The sequence below is a fragment of the Bradyrhizobium sp. genome, from assembly GCF_004799405.1.
GTDB lineage: Bacteria > Pseudomonadota > Alphaproteobacteria > Rhizobiales > Xanthobacteraceae > Bradyrhizobium.
Genome location: NZ_SSMW01000135.1, coordinates 31,019 through 47,347, shown reverse-complemented (window position 1 = coordinate 47,347; position 16,329 = coordinate 31,019). Strand labels below are relative to the sequence as shown.

Genomic DNA, 16,329 nt, shown 5'->3' with positions numbered 1-16,329 from the left:
TCTGCCCCTTGGGCTGCCTAACCGGCTTCTACGCCCAGGATAGGGATATGTTACGCACCAGCATATAGAGCGCCACCGCAATAATGACAGTAGCGAACACGGTGTTGAGCGCGCCGCGCCGCGCCGACAAGTGGCGGGCGAAGCCGGTGCCGATCAACCCGCCGGCGATGCCGCCGGCCACGAACAATCCCGCCAGCCCCCATGAGATCAACCCGGACCAGGCGTAGCTCGCCGCGGTGGTCAAGCCGAATGCGGTCACCGCCACCAGCGACGAACTGACAGCGTTCATGATCGACATTCCTGTCGCCAGCATCAAGGCCGGCACGATCAGGAATCCGCCGCCGATGCCGAAGAAGCCGGACAGCGTCCCGGTCGCAAGACCGAGACCGACAATGGCGGGCATGTTGGTCCAGTTCATCCGCACGTCGGGCAGGCCGACCCGCGACCGCGTCTTCAGCATCAGCACCGCGATCACTATCATCAGAAGCGCGAACAGCGACAGCAGTTTCTGGCCATCGAGCATCTTGCCGAAGATCGATCCGACGAAGGCGCCGATAATCCCGGCGGCGGCAAACGTCAGCGCGCACGACCATCGCACGGTGCCGCCGCGCGCATGATTCGACAAATTGACCGCGGCATTGGCGGCGACCGCGATGGCGCTGGTGCCGATCGCCACATGGGCGTCAGGCACGCCGACCACATAGACCATCAGCGGCACCGCGAGGATCGATCCGCCGCCGCCGACGAGGCCGAGCGAAAACCCGACCAGCACTCCCGATGCCAGTCCAAGCATGCCTTGCGTTGCGGAGAGGATCATTCCGTGACCTGAGCAGAACCCGCCGCATCAAGTGGTTTCGGCGAACGCTTGTCAATGTCCGGTCATTGCGCAGCCGGAAATGAGACCCGACGTGCGTTTTCGCCGTCGCGCAGCCATCAGACAGGCATCATGCGGTCACGGGAAATTCGTCCGGCGCTGGCTTGAAACAGGCTCAATCCTTCAGGCGAGCAGCCGACGCTTGCCTTGTCCCAATGGAACGGCGCGCTTCTGGCCACGCGGCTGTCCAGCGCCGCCAGGGCTGTTTGCAACCATACCATCAGCCCGATTGAGGCAGCTACATTCCGGCAAATTTTTCTCGTGCCCTGCTCGCGAAATTGCGGCTCGCGCCCGGCAATCATGTTCGGTCTCGTTCCGCCAGCTTTTGCCGGCCAACAGGCCCGGGCAAATCAGCCCGGGCCTGCCATGGATCGAAGGATACTTATCCCTTCAAACGCTTGTTGCACTCGGGATAGAAGCCGCCGCCGCCTTTCGGATTCCAGTGCATTCCTCCGGTGGTGTTGGCGGCCTTGTTGGCCTGCCATTGTGCGGAGCATGTGTGCATGCGCGCTAGGTGCGGCTTCTCCTGAGCGAATTTCGGATCGACGGCCGTCGGGAATACCGCGTTGCCGACCGCGACTGGCGCAGCTGGCGCGGCTGGCGCGGCGGCAGGCGCTGCCGGCTTTTCCTTCTTTGGCTTGGCTTCGGCAGCCTTCGGTTCCGCAGGCGCTGCCGGAGCCGCGGCGGGCGCAGCCGCCGGGGTGGCGTCCGCACTGCATTCGGCTTTGCGGAAATCGTTCCACTTCTTGCCGTTGAGCGTGCCGGCGGTCTTGGCGGCCTGATATTTTGCACTGCATTCCTGCATGGTCACGGCCTGCGACGGCGCTGTTGCCGCGAACGCGGCAAAACCCGACACCGCAACGGCGCACAATAATTTTGCTTGAATGGTCATCCTTGGTCTCCTTGGGGCATGGCAGAGGTATCTCGAGACCCCGATCCTAGCGCAGCGCTGGCGCGTGACAAAGGGCGATCCATCGCGGCGCCAAAATATCGTGATCACGAAAGCACGGCCTTCCCGGCTTTATTCATCCGCGGTTCAGCATTGTGGCGCGACGTTGCGCGCCTCTTCCAACCCGAGGTGCTTCCATGATGACCCTTTCGTCCCGCGCGGTCGCGACCGCCTTTGCGTCCCTGCTGCTGATGAGCTCCGCGTTCGCGCAGACCCCGGCGCCGGCCACGCCGGCTCCGGCGGCAAAGACCGCGCCTGCTCCGGCTGCGGAAAAGAAGGCCGAGAAACCGCGCACCGCCGCCTCGATCGAATGCTCCAAAGAGGCCGATGCCAAGGGACTTAAGGGCAAGGAACGCAAGAAATTCCGTTCCGAATGCAAGAAGGCTGCAAAGGACGCCGCTGCAAAGCCGCAGTGATTCCTCCTGCCTGATTTTATACCCAACCCTTCCCCTGTCGGGGAAGGGTTGGCCGGCTCGAAACACGCATTGCTGCAGTTGCTCTGACGCATTTGTCCCCCGCAAGGGGATTTGCCATAAGGCGGCGTGAGCCCAATTCCCGCATCGCTGGCGTTTGCCATTCCCGGCCGCGCCAAAGTCCTCCACACGCTCGAAACGCTGGCGACCGGTGCGGCCGGTGGCGCGCTGTTTTTATGGGCACACCTCCCGGGCGGGCTGATTTCCGGCGCCATGATCGCGGTGGGCGTCGCAGCCATTGCCGGACGGCCGCTCAGCGTGCCGCCGATCCTGACCCAGACGGTCCTCGTGCTGCTCGGGATCTCGCTGGTGTCGCGCCAGCTCTTGCAGCATGTGGGCGCCTATCCCCTGACCATTGCGCTACTGGCGCTGGCGACGTTCTGCTCGACATTCGGCAGCAGCCTCTATCTGCAGCGCGTCCATGGCTGGGACCAGACCTCGGCGTTCCTGGCCGGAAGCCCCGGCGCGTTGTCGCAAATCACCCTGCTCGCCGCCGAGAAGGGCGCCGATGTGCCGGCGATCGCCGTGGTGCAGACCGTACGCGTGATCATTCTCACCGCCGCTTTGCCGATGCTGCTGACGCTGACCGGAATGGCGCCATCGTCCGCACCGGCCGCGGCGATCGCCATCGCTTCGCCGCTCGAACTGACCGAACTGATCGCAGCCTCGGTGGCGGTCGCGCTGTTGCTGCGGCTGACGAATTTCCCGGCAAGCTGGATGTTCGGCGCCATGATCGGCTCGGGCGTGCTGCACGGGGCCGGACTGGTCGAAGGCGGGCTGCCGCCATGGGTGCGCGGGATCGCGCTGGTCGGCATCGGCGCGCTGATCGGCGCCCGGTTCGCAAGGATGAAGGCGAGGATCCTGCTCAGCCATGTCAATGCGGCGCTGGGATCGTTCGCCGTCGCGATTGTTATCTCCGCGGTCTTTGTCGCGGTGATCGCGCTGACCACCCATGTGCGGTTCGCCGACACCGTGGTGGCGTTCGCGCCGGGCGCGATGGACGCCATGCTGGCGCTGGCATTGACGCTGCACATCGACCCGATCTTCGTCGGCGCCCATCACCTGTCGCGCTTCGTGTTCGTCACCATCGCGACGCCCGGCATCGTCCATCTGTTCGGACGCCCGCAGGATGACGTGGATGATTAGGTTCGCCTCGCGGACCTGACGATGCCCCAGCCCGCGATTGCTGCCATCAGAAGCGAGATCAGCACGTTGTAGCCGGCCAGCGACAGGCCGAGAAACCGCCACTGCACCTCGTCGCAGCGGATCACCTTTACGGTATTGAGCCGCTCAAGCAGATTGCTGGCGCTGCCGAAGTTCACAATAGGCCCGGTGCATTCGGTCGGTCCCTGCCAGAGACCCCATTCGACGCCCGCATGATAGGTGCCGAGCCCGGCATTGCCGAGTGCCGCCAAAGCAAGAATGGCAAGGCCCGCGAGCAGTACCGCGCGCGATACGTTTCTTGCCGCCGCGAACGCCACCAGCGCGCCGAGCGGGATCGCCAGGTAGTAGGCATAGCGCTGCTCGAGACAGAGCGGGCAGGGAAGGATATCCAGCACCAGCTGGAAGAACCATGCCCCCGCCAGCGTCGCCGCCGCAATGGCCGCAACGGCCGCAGCCGCCGTCAGCGCCGGATTGGCATCGTCGCGCGCATGCGCCTGACCGGCGGTGGCATTAAGCGTCACGGTGATCTCCTGTTTGACAGCGTCCTATCCCGCACGGAAGCCGATGTCGAGACGAAGCGCTATCACACTGGAGTGTTTTGACTTGTCGGGCGCGGCCGGACGTTTGTGAAATTTGGGGCCGTGAGCCCTTACGCTCCGGGCCAATCCGATGCGCGCGGGTTGACCGGCCGTGCGCGCCCGCTATATTCCGCCGGCTTCGCGACAGCGGCCTTCCCGGCCGATGCGCGACGCGCCCCTGTGGCGGAATTGGTAGACGCGCTCGACTCAAAATCGAGTTCCGCAAGGAGTGCTGGTTCGATTCCGGCCAGGGGCACCAGAGGGAGCCCGTCAAAAGCCCTTCAAATTGTCGGACGGTGGCGGGCTTTATTTGCTGGTACAGCCCAACGCCGCGAAGTTCTGGCGACTCGCGTACCGCTTCGACGGCAAGCAGAAGCTGCTGGCGCTCGGATCCTATCCGGTGACGTCCCTGGCTGACGCACGGGCCAGACGTGATGCGGCGAAAAAACTGCTAGCAGAAGGTTCTGATCCGTCGGTCGAACGCAAGGCGGAGCGCAACGCCGCCCGCCTTTCCCGAAAAAACACATTCGGAGCTGTTGCCGAAGAACTAATGGAAAAATGGAAAGCCGAAGGCGACGCTCCCGCAACGCTGAAAAAGAAGAAGTGGCTGCTCGACTTTCTAAATGGCCAGCTCGGCAACCGACCGATCGCTGAAATCAGGGCACCTGAATTGCTCGACGCTTTGCGCAAAATCGAAAAGCGCGGACGATATGAAACGGCGACCCGGGCCCGCAGCACGGCGGGTGTCGTCTTTCGCTACGCGATCGCAACTGGCCGAGCCGAACGCGATCCCTCGGCGGACTTACGCGGTGCGCTGATCACCCCGACCGTCACGCATCGCGCCACGATTGTTGAGCCTGGGCAGATCGGCGCGCTCCTGCGCGCAATCGATGGCTTTGAGGGCCAACCTACGACAAGGTTCGCACTTCAGCTGGCTCCGCTGCTGTTCGTCCGCCCAGGCGAACTGCGAATGGCGGAATGGACCGAATTCAATATTGCGGAAGCCGAGTGGCGGATACCAGGTTTAAAAATGAAAATGCGCAGGCCGCATCGCATGCCTCTCGCGCCTCAATCGCTGGCGATCCTTCGCGAACTCCGCGCGATTACCGGAAACTCAAGATATCTCTTTCCGTCGGTGCGATCCTGGCATCGCCCCATGAGCGACAACACGCTCAACGCAGCGCTGCGGCGTCTCGGACAAAACCGAGCTGACGGCGCACGGGCTGCGAACTACGGCGTCCTCGCTCTTAAACGAAAGCGGCAAGTGGCACGCTGACGCGATTGAACGGCAGCTTGCACACCAGGAGCAAGATGAAGTGCGCGGCGCATATACGCACGCGGCCGAGTTCTGGCAGGAACGCATCCGGATGATGAAATGGTGGGCTGATTATCTCGACGAATTGCGAGCGCGCGGACGCATGATAGCCATTAAGAAGCGGGCCCAATCTCGCGTTTAAGCCACTCTTTGCATGATCTCAAACACGTAACGCTCGAGGGGTGCCAGTTTTCTTGAATTTTTACCAATTGCTCATCATCCCGCCAGTTATTGGCGCGCATTTACGATTGTCGGTTCGGTCGAGCGATTTTTCCCAGAATGCGGAAAACCCTTCAGCGCCGGAAAATTTGCCGAAACGAAAGCGTTCAATAGGTGATGGTAATCAGCGCGCTAGCTTCCGGCTGCTAACAAGCGCCGTGAGCATTCCTCACCGGGAAACTCACGTTGCAGTCAAACATCGTGGGCCGAAGCCCCGTGCACCCCAGTATCACAGGCTTATGTGAGGTGCGATTAGCACTCGCTTATTGTGACTGCCAATCCAGAAAATAAAGCAGCCGAACCGCCCGGACGAGCGACCCATCAACGAGTTGCTCACGCCAGCAATTGACCGCTACCTCGGCCAATACAGGCCGGTGCTGGCGCGGACAGGTAACCCACCTCCAGCTCTCTGGCTCTCCTCAAACGACGGCACGCCCATAAGCGACAAACAGGTGGCAATTGTGATTAGAAGGACCGCCCTCGCAACCGTGGGTGTGGAGGTGAGCCCGCATCTGTTTCGTACCTCTGGCGCCTCCGCCGCCGCGACCCACGGTGGCGAGAACCCCTATCTCGCTAGCGCGCTTTTGCACCATACCCATCCCAGCGTCACCAACGCGCACTACAACAGAGCAACAAGTCTGAGTGCCGCGGAAAGTCTCCGGAAAATTGTTCGACAGTACGAGAAAAAATGAATGGGACGACCAATAATCGAGGCAACACAGCGAATGCAGCAGATTGTCGGCAAGTCTAACGGCTAAGACCCAGAGTTTGCGGGACTGATCAGCTACAATCTGTATATGCTGGCGTTGCGCGGACTCGAAGAACCTTGCGGTTGGACGCAAGGCGAAACATGGGCCGCGATGAACATCGACGAAAATGCATAATTTCGATTACTTCCAACTCCCTTGGAGGTCACGTGTAGAAGCTGCAGGTCGTTCCCGTTCCGAGGGTCCTCCATTTAGCAGCGCTTCTCAATCACTACGGTATATGCAAATGTATGGAGGCAGAAATCCGTGAGCCTGCGCGAACGCTACACGCCGACGGGCATCGTTTTCACCGAGCAGGTGACTTCATTCCGCATCGCAGACAAAAATGCGAGCAAGCGGGAGGATGATCTGACCGACGCGTATATACCTATGGCTTATCAATATCTCTCGGCAAACAAGATGGGTGGTAATTTTACAGCTTCTGATCAATCCCAAGTGTCCGTTCAATGGCGGTGGATGCGGAAAATTCCTCGATGTGACGCCCATAGACAGCTTGTGACACCGGTGGAGACACATCCCCTAGGGAAGCGGCATACCGGCGTTGGCAACGATCAGTTTGTCGGTAAGCGCCGGCGCCAATTCGCTGGTCGTGTCGCCGCCGAGAAACTTATCGAGCGTCGCCTGAATCCTCTCTTTTGCAGAATCCGGACCGCGATCGCTCATCCAGGTGTGCTGAAACTGTGTGCGGATAATATCGATTCCATCCGCCTTGGCCTGCTCAGGCGTCGGCAGAACGCCGGGATCGGTTTGAAAATTGGGATCCTTGGATCGGAACGAAAGAATCTTCAACTTATCGCTGAGCACGAAGGGGACGCGCAAATTATCCAGCGTGACAACTTTCGATACCAGTTCCGGATGCTGCATGGCAAAGTACATGGCGGTGTCTCCGCCGTTTGAGTGTCCAACGAGCGTCAGGTGGCTGTAGTCAGCATTCGGCTGCAGTTTTTTCAATTGCCCCAGCACAAAAAGAATGTTGGCTTCGCCCTTTTCATATAACCCCTGCCTGCCCACGTAGGGCAATCCGACCTTGGTCATCAAGGGTGGGTCGGTCGGGATATCTTGCTGAATGCTGGCAACCAGATATCCTCGCGCCGCAAAGACGTTGGCAAGGAACGAATACTCAGTGTTCTTGACGGTATTGCCGTTGCTGATGATGGCGACCGGGAGCTTCCAGTAACCGGCATCCGCCTTCATTTCGTAGTCGCGGCGCACAGCGAGATCGACCGCGACCGGCCGCTGTCGCGCGGCATCGAAGAGATTAAGCGTCTCGTGCTGGATGCCCCATTTGCTGATGGCAAAATAGACGGCGCCAGTGAGCGCGCAGACGCAGAGCAAAACGGCTATTCCCCGCTTCATTGTTTCCTTCCCGATCACTTTTCATTCAACAGATAGCGTTGAAACGCCTCAGCGCCGCGGTCCGTTGGCACCGTCAAGATTAAATTTAAGCAACGTTCGTTGATAGGCTTGGCTGGAGCTCAAGTTCCATGGCTTGACGACCGTTACGGGGCAGTTGGCGTATCTATCGACGACCAGCAGGCCCGTGGCCGTGGCTGGCAGGCTCATGCTATCAACACCGCTCTGGCGTCGACGGGCAAGGATGAGCGGGCATTTAACGTGTCCGGCTATCACTTCCGCGGCTTGTGCAAGATTGCAGACGCGGCTTTCAACAAGGTCACCACGTATAATCGCCGCACACTGGATCACTTCACCGAGGAGGTGAATCCATTCCGTATTGCGGATAAGGACGCGAGCAAGCGCGAAGATGACCTTACCGACGCATATACCTATGGCTTATCAATATCTCTCGGCAACCAAGATGGGTGGTAACGCAGAACAGAGGCACGACGCGTTCGTTTCCATGGAATTTTGCAGCTTCTGATAAATGCCAAACTTCCGCTCAGATAACGGCTAGCGAATAACCGAGGCGCCCGAGCTGGTGGTCAATACCGGTTTCCCGGCTTTGACAACGCCAGCGGTCTGGGTCGAACCGATGTCGGCCCGGAATGACAGCCCGAGACCTATTCCGGCGATACCGATCACCAGAGCGACGATCACGATCTTCCGATGAGTCGCGCGATCGGCGCTGTAAATCGAATGGTTCATTGGAAACCCCTGTTATCCCTAGCCGTGCCTGCCGTCGGCATTGTCGGCGCGGCGATCCATCGGCAGCACGATTACCTTGGTCCCGACGTTGACCCGCGAATAAAGATCAGAAACGTCTTCATTGGTGAGACGGATGCAACCCGACGACACATGGGTGCCGATCGTCGCCGGCGCGTTGGTGCCGTGAATACGATACACCGTGCCGCCGAGGTACATGGCGCGCGCGCCGAGTGGATTACCGGGGCCGCCAGCCATGAAGCGCGGTAGATAAGGTTGACGCGCGATCATTTCGGCCGGAGGCGTCCAGTTGGGCCACTCTGCCTTCTTGGTGATTGATTGCGTACCGGACCAGGTGAAGCCATCACGGCCAACGCCGATGCCGTAACGGATCGCCTGACCGCCACCGAGCACATAATAGAGATAGGTGTTCGGCGTATCGATGATGATCGTGCCCGGTGCCTCGCGGGTCGGATAACTGACAACCTGGCGCTTCAGCCGCGCCGGCATTTCCGCCACGGTGCCCTCATCCTGAGACGGCTGCGCAACCTGCGGAGCTGGCTGTATCTGCTCGGCAGGCGGCGTCGTGATGAAGGGAAACAGTTGCAAGGGCGCCGCGGCGGCGGTGCTGGAAAATGCGACAACACCGATTGCCAATGCGCCGAAGGCGATGGCACGGTATGAATTCAACTTGATTGGATCCAGATTGTACATCTAACGTCCCCTGTGTAAGCGCCTGCGCCTTTTCAGCGCGTTGCACAGACAAGTAAGCGGAGACGGTTTCAGGATGATTGCCTCCGATTCCGAAAATGGTTTCGTCGCGATGAGTATTATGTCTTCGCTGCGATGCGTACGCAGCATCTCGCAACGCTGATCGAAAAACAGCGGTGCGATGACTCCAAAATTTCGGAGGTCCTCCGAATTTTCGGAGTGTCTCAATCAAACAGGCGTCCGCCTTATCTAACGACGTTTGGTCATATCACTGATCCATCACGCATTTCTTGCGAGCCTACGCCGCCTGATATGCTGGCCCGGTTCTTGCGATTGGAAAGGTGGGACGTTGTCTGTCATTTAAGCGAGCTACGTGCGGCTTCGAAAAACTGGAACCTATCGGCTCTGGCTGTCGTCACCGGTATCGGTTTCCGCCGATGCTTGGTGCGGCCGACGTCGACAGGCAGGGAGGCATTCGTTGTCGGAAAAAAGCAACAGCGGTGCGACGGCGATTAAATCATCATCCGTCGTGCTGTTTCCCCACCAACCCGCTTTACAGCTGATCTACGACACAGCGCCGATCGGTCTTGCGTGCCTCTCTCCTGACTGTCGCTATCTACAGATCAACCAGCGTCTCACAGAGATCTGCGGAATTTCCGTTGAGGATCATTTGGGACGGACGGTCAGGGATTGCGTACCGGCTTTGGCCAGCGCGGTTGAAGACATCGTCCGATCGATCATGGAGACCGGCGAACCGGTAACGGGCATCGAGGTCGCCGGCCAGCGCGCCGATCAAACCGACGAACGGTTTTGGGTCACCTATTGGCATCCGTTGCGCAGCCCGAGCGGCGAAATCGTCGCTGTCAATGTCGCTGCGGAAGAGATCACCGAGCGCAAACACGCCGAGGCGGCGCTGCAGGCCAGCGAACGCCAGTTCCACACCTTGGCCGATTCCATTCCACAACTGGTATGGATGGCCGACGCCATGGGCAAGATTTACTGGTTCAACAGTCATTGGCACGACTACACCGGCACATCGGTCAATGATACCAGCTCACACGATTGGCAGGCGACCCTTGCGCCAGTCTCGCTGGAAGAAGCTCGCTATCGCTGGACGCAGGCCTTGGAAGCCGGAACGTCTCTGGAACTCGAGTTGTCCTTGCTCGGCAAGGACGGGCAATATCGTCCATTTCTGACCCGCGTGATTCCGCTTCGCGATCCCACGGCCGTCATCTATGGCTGGATCGGCACCCATATCGATATCAGCGAGCGCAAGCGCAACGAGCAGGCGGTCCGCGATGCCAGGGATACCGCCGAGACAGCACTGCAAAATCTGCGCGAGACGCAAAACTCCCTGATCGAGATGGAGAAGCTCGCTGCCCTTGGGCGGCTGGTGGCGGGTGTTGCGCACGAGATCAATAATCCTGTCGGGACCAGCCTCACAGTCGCCACCGCGCTGGAACGTAAGACCACCATGATCGCGACGGAAATGGCGCAGGGTACGCTGCGGCGATCGAGCCTGTCTGAATTCCTCGAGATCAGCCGCCAAGCGTCGTCGCAACTGGTCGCCAACCTTAACCATGCCGCGGAACTGATTCAGTCGTTCAAACAGGTGGCGACCGACCGTAACCAGTCGAATCAGCGCACCTTCGATCTCGGCGATCTGACCGAGCAGATCGCCTTGAGTCTGCGGCCGGGTCTAGGTAAGAAGAATCTCACCCTCAAGGTCGAGTGCCAACCCAACCTGACCATGATCAGCTATCCCGGTCCCTACGGACAGGTATTGACCAACCTCTTTCTCAATTCGGCCACCCATGCGTTTGCCGACAACAAGGAAGGCAGCATCGAGATCAAGGTGCTGGCGGCTGGAAAAGATAGTGTTGAAATTATCTTCTCCGACGACGGCTGCGGCATGAGTGTCGATGTCAGGCGTAAGGCATTCGATCCGTTCTTCACGACGCGACGCGATCAAGGCAGTACCGGCCTTGGTCTGCATATCGTCCACAGCATCGTCACGAATTACCTGGGTGGCCGGCTCCATCTCGATAGCGAGGCCGGTGAAGGAACGAAAGTCCGGCTGGTCCTGCCGCGCGTGGCGCCGGCGAGTTCGTAGACCAGAGACGTCGCACCCAAATCTGGAATAACCCGAGCGCACACCCTTGTAACGCGCGACCGACTGTCAAAGATTCAGATCCGCCAGCCAGGCGGCGGCCTGGGCTTGCGTCATAGGCCGAGGATAGATCCGTGACAAGGCAACCCTGCCATCCCGCACCAGCCGGATAGCTGTCCTTGGATCGCTCGCCGAGATGACATCGAACAACGTCGACTCATCGAGAATCTCATCGATCACCTGACTCCGGCCGAGCTCAAAATGAGATAGCGCCAACGTCCGGGACCTGAACGCCCTGAAATTCACAATGCCATCGACTGATTTCAGACGAACCACATACATCGATAGGCCTCTTATAGTTCTCTAGGCGGCAGAGGCGATCACCGGTCCCTTCTCAAGCGCCGCTCGCCGATCGTGAACCAGGTTCTCCAGACGATGAGCTACAACATTCAAGGTGGTAGCATCCACGGCGCTCTCATCGCCATCAGCGGCCCTGGCACGTTGGGTCTTCAAGATGCCGTCGATTTCTTCTTCGATGGCGTCGAGTTCAGCCTGTGTACCGGCCTTGCGTATTCGCCGACCCAGCGCATACAACGCGTCCAGAGGTGCCTCGCTTTCGGACTGTCCAATCCTCAAAAATTTCCACGCGGTTGCAAGCGCCGTTGCAAGAGCGCCTAAAATCATCGGAGCCAGATAGATCCAGTTGCCATATTCATCCATAAAGCTTTGTTGCGTTCCGTTGTAGAAAGCTGCCGCTCCCGGATGCAACGGAAGGTATGCGTCGGGGTCCGTGCTGGGAGCCGTAATTTGGGCGAAGATGGGTTGTTCGACCAGCAGTTCCCGGCGCACCTTCATGATGGTTTGCGTGAGCGTCGTGACCAGATCGGTGCTGAGCTTCTTGTTCGCCACCAGATAGAGCGACGTTCTCAGCGTCGTCAGGTCGTCGTCCGGTACCGGAGGGTTTCCGCGCAGCGTTCCTTTCGGGACGTCAAAGCTTTCATAGGCGCGCTCGGCTTCTGCTATGGCGCCGGCGGAATCGATCGGTATCAGGACAGGCGACAATTTCGGATTCTGCTGGAATAGCCCGCGCACCAACGCCAGATATTTTTCCGATAAGGGGATCACAACCAGCAGTGCGCTGATTTCCTTGGTTTGAAGCGCACGCCGGGCATCCGCCAGGGTTACGTCCTTGAAGGTCTTGGCTCGAACCAGGCCGTATTGCGTACTCAAGGCATCGATGAGCTTGGTGTTCGTCTCCTCGCCGATCACTCCGACGGTGTGGCCTTTCAGCGCCGCGACACCGTCAATGGTCGATCCGGGAGGTGCCACCAGCAGCGCGACCACGCGCGCGACAATGACGACGGATCCTCCTTGCGACAGATCTCCGACATCGCCACGAACCACGGCGAGCTTGACCTTGCCTGCCGCGAACGCCTGGGCGGCTCCGAGCGCAGTCCCGGTATCGACGACCTGGAACCTTACGGGTGCGTCGATCGAGACCAGATGGCTGGCAATGGCGGACATTGCCTTGGCGGCTTCGCCATCGATGGAGCCGACCGCAACGGTTAGCGTCACCGGATGGGTGTAATAGCGATAGCCAAACAGACCGGCCGCCGCCGCGAGGATCAAGACGACGACGACCAGAATGGCGCGAAGCCAGAGCGGCAATTTTATCGAAGCCACGTGTGTCACTCCCATGCCACCATTCGCGGTTGCTACGCTAGTAGCAGCGCGAATAAATCCGTCCGTAGGGATCCACAGCCTGCACACAACTGGGTGCTACGACCACAGGCGCGGGCACGACTACCACCGGTGCGCCGTACACCGCTCCGCCGTAGACCGCTCCGGCTCCGACGGCCCTCGCCGTCGTGCGCCGTGCGACGCCGGCATAACTGAGCGGCGTCAGCGGGCGGCCGATGATGGCCTCGGCTGACGACACCAGTGACGCCTGCGAATTCAGCGGCGGGTTACCGTTCCAGACGAGAGCAGCGACGCCGAGCATGGTTGCAATTGACAGACGGGTAATGGATTGTGCAGCACGGTTCATTTTTTCTCTCCTGTAACGGTTCCCGGCGGGACTTCATCGGTGTCGGCCAGCGCTTCCATAGCCACCTTCTTTGCCCCTTGGACAGATTTGAACGCGAATGCGTCGGCCGCGACATCCGTCCGCCATTCCTTGATACGGAGCGTGTATTGAGGCATTCCGGTCACCGCTTTAGTAGTAATCACATATTTGTGGGGAATCGGACGAGCACCAAGCTCGACCCAAATCTGCCAATCGGTGTCCGTGTTTCGGAATGCCAAATGCTCGCACTCGACTCCGTCGATGACGCCACGGCCGATATCCTTCGCATCGATGACATCTGCCATCATTTCATCGAAAGAGCGAGAGAGCAGAAGGTCGCCGCCCGGAGCCAAGACCCCAAATTTATCCCTTAGTGTGCCAACTAGCTGATCGACCGATCCCGGAGCATCAACCTGCGCGAAGATATTCTTGTCCTTGCCATTGATCGTGAGTGTCTTGCCATCGAAGACAACCTCGACATCGGTGTATCCGCCCGTACGGGTGGCGCGGAGCTTGTCCGGGCGGCTCAACTGCACCTGACCCGAACTGGTGAATTGAAGCTTCTGTAGATCGGAGGTGATCACCTCGATATCCGAGTCGAAGGTCACCGAAAGAGTCTTTTGACCCGCGACGTAGTCGGACATCGCCTTGAGGGTCTTGATGGCTTCTGCATCCTTCTGGGCGTAGGCACTTGGTGCAAACGTGGTCATTGCCGCCAGCACGCCGACGGCGACGACGGGCCCAACGAGTGTTCTTCGACTGAGTTTCGATTTTTCTTTTGACTTCATCTGGTCTGCTCCTCCGTTGATTTCGCAGCGTCGTTCGCTTTCTCCATCGCAAGAAGCGGGCCAACGCGATCGCGGCCGGCGCGTGCTTGAAAGAGTCTGACGAACCAGTGGGGTAACAAGATCACGGCCCGGCTACGGCGCATCGGGCAACAAAAAAATCTCCGAATTTTCGGAGGCGCTCCGAATTTTCGGAGATTTAAACATCACGGATTTGGTGTGGCTCGCATTGGGGCCCCGTGTACTGCGCTGATCCATCGAACGTTTCTTTTTCGATCCAGGCTGCTCTTCATTGGCCCGTTTCTTGCGGAGCGGATAAGGGTGGCGGTTCGCAAACTGGCGCGCGGATTTGGCTATCGGAAGGAAACATCAATGATAAAGAGCAGTTTTCTCGCAACCGCGATACTTGCGCTCGTGTTTGGCGGCGCGGCATCCGCGCAGACGACGGCAAAGAAGCCGCCCAATATTGTCATGATCATGGGCGATGACGTCGGCACATGGAATATCAGCGCCTTCCATCGCGGTATGATGGGCGGACGCACGCCCAACATCGACCGCATCGCCAAGGAAGGCGCGCTGTTTACTGACTATTATGCCCAGCAATCCTGCACCGCCGGCCGTGCCGCCTTCATTCTCGGCCAGACGCCGTTTCGCACCGGTCTTGTAATGGTCGGGCTGCCGGGCGCCAAACAAGGCATACAGGACACCGATCCCACGATTGCTGAACTCCTCAAACCGCAAGGCTACGCGACGGCGCAGATCGGCAAAAACCATCTTGGCGACCGCAATGAATATCTACCAACGGTGCATGGGTTCGACGAGTTCTACGGCATCCTCTACCACCTCAACGCCATGGAGGAGCCCTATGCGTATGATTATCCCAAGCTGCCAGGATTCCATGAACGCTTTGGCCCGCGCAACATAGTCGATACAAAGGCTACAAACGTCGATGATCCGACGACGGACCCCCGTTGGGGCAGAGTCGGAAAACAGACTATTGCGGACGGTGGCCCATTGCCCCCGCATCCGAATATGGACCCTAAAGCAAAGACCAATATGGAGGACATCGATACGGAGCTCGTTCGCCGGTCCAACGATTTTATGGATCGCTCGGTGAAGGCCGGTAAACCATTCTTCCTCTGGCACAACGCGACGCGTATGCACGTCTGGACCCACCTCTCACCCAAGTGGCAGGACAAGAGCGGTTACGGTCTCTATGCTGATGGGATGATGGAGCTGGACTGGGAGGTCGGCGAAATTCTCAAGAAGATCGATGATCTCGGTATCGCCGACAACACCATTGTGATGTTCACCAGCGACAATGGCGCAGAAATCTTCACTTGGCCTGATGGTGGCAATCATCCATTTCGGGGCGAGAAGGGCGTGACATACGAGGGAGGCTTTCGTGTTCCGATGGTTGCGAAGTGGCCCGGAACAATCAAGCCCGGCACCATCGTGAATGACATCATGGCGATGGAGGACTGGATGCCGACGCTGCTCGCGGCCGCAGGCAACCCCAACGTCAAGGAAAATCTTCTGAACAGTATGAAGGTGGGCGACAAGACTTTCAAAAACCATCTCGACGGCTACAACTTCATGCCGTTTTTCAAGGGCGAAGTTGCCGCCGGGCCGCGTCACGAGTTTTTCTATTTTGGTCCCGACGCCGACTTGTTGGCAATGCGTTATGACGATTGGAAGATCAACTTCAAAACCATCAAAGGCAACCTCTTCAATGGTCAAATCGAAACGACAACTGCTCCCATCGTGACGAACTTGCGGCAAGATCCGTGGGAGCGTTACCAAACTGAGAGCATGAATTACGGCAAATGGTGGGGAGAAAAACTCTGGACCATGGTCCCTGCTGTTAATATCGTTGGTGGATTCCTCCAGACTTTTAAGGAATTTCCACCCAGCCAAGCCAGCGGCTCGCTCACCGTCAGCCAGTTCTTGGAGGCTGTGACAAAAGGAGCCTCGCGCAGTGGTAAATAAGGCGACGCCGGCGGTGGCAGATAGCCGGCATAGCCGCCCGAATTCATTGATGGCCGCCTTGCGCGGCCATCACAGTCCTAGCTCAGATGGTCGTACAAACCATCGACCGAGTCATAAGAAGGAAATATCATGACAAAAGCGGCCTTGATTTTAGTCTGCGGTCTGGCGGGCTCGATATTGTCGTTTAGCGCGCAGGCCGTCCCAAGCTCGCCCCCTCTCCAGTTGATGGC

General features: G+C 59.1%; 17 protein-coding genes, 1 tRNA gene and 1 pseudogene. 8 read left to right on the top strand and 11 right to left on the bottom strand.

Features of this window, described 5'->3' with window-relative positions; translation table 11 throughout:
- Window positions 1-28: 28 nt before the first annotated feature.
- From E7813_RS21340 to E7813_RS21330, 3 genes are all read right to left on the bottom strand, one after another.
- On the bottom strand, window positions 29-814 hold the full coding sequence (locus E7813_RS21340) for a sulfite exporter TauE/SafE family protein (protein WP_291577293.1): 786 nt from the start codon (window positions 812-814) through the stop codon (window positions 29-31).
- Between the two features lie 119 nt (window positions 815-933).
- Complete coding sequence (locus tag E7813_RS21335; RefSeq protein WP_291577230.1) at window positions 934-1,176, bottom strand: hypothetical protein; 243 nt, start codon at window positions 1,174-1,176, stop codon at window positions 934-936.
- 80 nt (window positions 1,177-1,256) lie between these two features.
- Window positions 1,257-1,766: a hypothetical protein gene (locus tag E7813_RS21330; protein WP_291577228.1), complete on the bottom strand. Its 510-nt coding sequence runs from the start codon at window positions 1,764-1,766 to the stop codon at window positions 1,257-1,259.
- Between the two features lie 194 nt (window positions 1,767-1,960).
- On the opposite strand from E7813_RS21330, the gene E7813_RS21325 reads away from it, so the two are divergent.
- Both E7813_RS21325 and E7813_RS21320 read left to right on the top strand, forming a co-directional pair.
- The gene (locus E7813_RS21325; RefSeq protein WP_291577227.1) at window positions 1,961-2,239 is read left to right on the top strand and encodes a PsiF family protein; all 279 of its coding nucleotides are present in this window, start codon (window positions 1,961-1,963) and stop codon (window positions 2,237-2,239) included.
- Between the two features lie 126 nt (window positions 2,240-2,365).
- Complete coding sequence (locus E7813_RS21320) at window positions 2,366-3,442, top strand: AbrB family transcriptional regulator (RefSeq protein ID WP_291577226.1); 1,077 nt, start codon at window positions 2,366-2,368, stop codon at window positions 3,440-3,442.
- Here E7813_RS21320 and E7813_RS21315 read toward each other — a convergent pair.
- On the bottom strand, window positions 3,439-3,981 hold the full coding sequence (locus E7813_RS21315) for a disulfide bond formation protein B (protein ID WP_291577224.1): 543 nt from the start codon (window positions 3,979-3,981) through the stop codon (window positions 3,439-3,441). The genes E7813_RS21320 and E7813_RS21315 overlap by 4 nt on opposite strands.
- Window positions 3,982-4,212: 231 nt before the next feature.
- On the opposite strand from E7813_RS21315, the gene E7813_RS21310 reads away from it, so the two are divergent.
- Window positions 4,213-4,297: transfer RNA gene (locus E7813_RS21310), tRNA-Leu, on the top strand.
- 27 nt (window positions 4,298-4,324) lie between these two features.
- A complete protein-coding gene (locus E7813_RS21305) occupies window positions 4,325-5,314 on the top strand; it encodes an integrase arm-type DNA-binding domain-containing protein (RefSeq protein ID WP_363331199.1) in 990 nt (329 codons plus the stop codon).
- Between the two features lie 1,544 nt (window positions 5,315-6,858).
- Here the strand turns inward: E7813_RS21305 and E7813_RS21300 are convergent.
- Window positions 6,859-7,695 carry an alpha/beta fold hydrolase gene (locus E7813_RS21300; protein WP_291577222.1) on the bottom strand — a complete coding sequence of 279 codons (837 nt, stop codon included), beginning with the start codon at window positions 7,693-7,695 and terminating at the stop codon, window positions 6,859-6,861.
- 99 nt (window positions 7,696-7,794) lie between these two features.
- Here E7813_RS21300 and E7813_RS21295 point away from each other — a divergent pair, with 99 nt between their 5' ends.
- On the top strand, window positions 7,795-8,166 hold the full coding sequence (locus E7813_RS21295; protein WP_291577220.1) for a hypothetical protein: 372 nt from the start codon (window positions 7,795-7,797) through the stop codon (window positions 8,164-8,166).
- A gap of 81 nt (window positions 8,167-8,247) precedes the next feature.
- Here E7813_RS21295 and E7813_RS21290 read toward each other — a convergent pair whose 3' ends face one another.
- Window positions 8,248-8,442: a hypothetical protein gene (locus E7813_RS21290; protein WP_291577218.1), complete on the bottom strand. Its 195-nt coding sequence runs from the start codon at window positions 8,440-8,442 to the stop codon at window positions 8,248-8,250.
- Between the two features lie 18 nt (window positions 8,443-8,460).
- Complete coding sequence (locus E7813_RS21285) at window positions 8,461-9,153, bottom strand: L,D-transpeptidase (protein WP_291577216.1); 693 nt, start codon at window positions 9,151-9,153, stop codon at window positions 8,461-8,463.
- A gap of 370 nt (window positions 9,154-9,523) precedes the next feature.
- Between E7813_RS21285 and E7813_RS21280 the strand changes: the two are divergent.
- Together E7813_RS21280 and E7813_RS21275 are read left to right on the top strand one after the other, a co-directional pair.
- Window positions 9,524-10,054, top strand: a pseudogene (locus E7813_RS21280) (PAS domain-containing protein); the annotation flags it as partial.
- Window positions 10,034-11,263: a PAS domain-containing sensor histidine kinase gene (locus E7813_RS21275; RefSeq protein ID WP_291577292.1), complete on the top strand. Its 1,230-nt coding sequence runs from the start codon at window positions 10,034-10,036 to the stop codon at window positions 11,261-11,263. The pseudogene E7813_RS21280 and the gene E7813_RS21275, both read left to right, overlap by 21 nt.
- Before the next feature lie 66 nt (window positions 11,264-11,329).
- On the opposite strand, the gene E7813_RS21270 is transcribed toward E7813_RS21275, so the two are convergent.
- Genes E7813_RS21270 through E7813_RS21255 form a run of 4 tightly spaced genes read right to left on the bottom strand, consistent with a single transcriptional unit; the run spans window position 11,330 to window position 14,113 of the window.
- Window positions 11,330-11,602, bottom strand: a complete 273-nt coding sequence (locus E7813_RS21270; RefSeq protein ID WP_291577214.1) for a hypothetical protein — start codon at window positions 11,600-11,602, stop codon at window positions 11,330-11,332.
- 21 nt (window positions 11,603-11,623) lie between these two features.
- Window positions 11,624-12,943, bottom strand: a complete 1,320-nt coding sequence (locus E7813_RS21265) for a TAXI family TRAP transporter solute-binding subunit (protein ID WP_291577212.1) — start codon at window positions 12,941-12,943, stop codon at window positions 11,624-11,626.
- Between the two features lie 37 nt (window positions 12,944-12,980).
- Window positions 12,981-13,307, bottom strand: coding sequence for a hypothetical protein (locus E7813_RS21260; RefSeq protein ID WP_291577210.1), 327 nt, complete (start codon window positions 13,305-13,307; stop codon window positions 12,981-12,983).
- Window positions 13,304-14,113 carry a DUF2092 domain-containing protein gene (locus tag E7813_RS21255; RefSeq protein ID WP_291577208.1) on the bottom strand — a complete coding sequence of 270 codons (810 nt, stop codon included), beginning with the start codon at window positions 14,111-14,113 and terminating at the stop codon, window positions 13,304-13,306. The genes E7813_RS21260 and E7813_RS21255 overlap by 4 nt, the downstream gene beginning before the upstream one ends.
- A gap of 318 nt (window positions 14,114-14,431) precedes the next feature.
- Here E7813_RS21255 and E7813_RS21250 point away from each other — a divergent pair, with 318 nt between their 5' ends.
- Complete coding sequence (locus E7813_RS21250) at window positions 14,432-16,099, top strand: arylsulfatase (protein WP_291577206.1); 1,668 nt, start codon at window positions 14,432-14,434, stop codon at window positions 16,097-16,099.
- The last annotated feature ends 230 nt before the right edge of the window (window positions 16,100-16,329 follow it).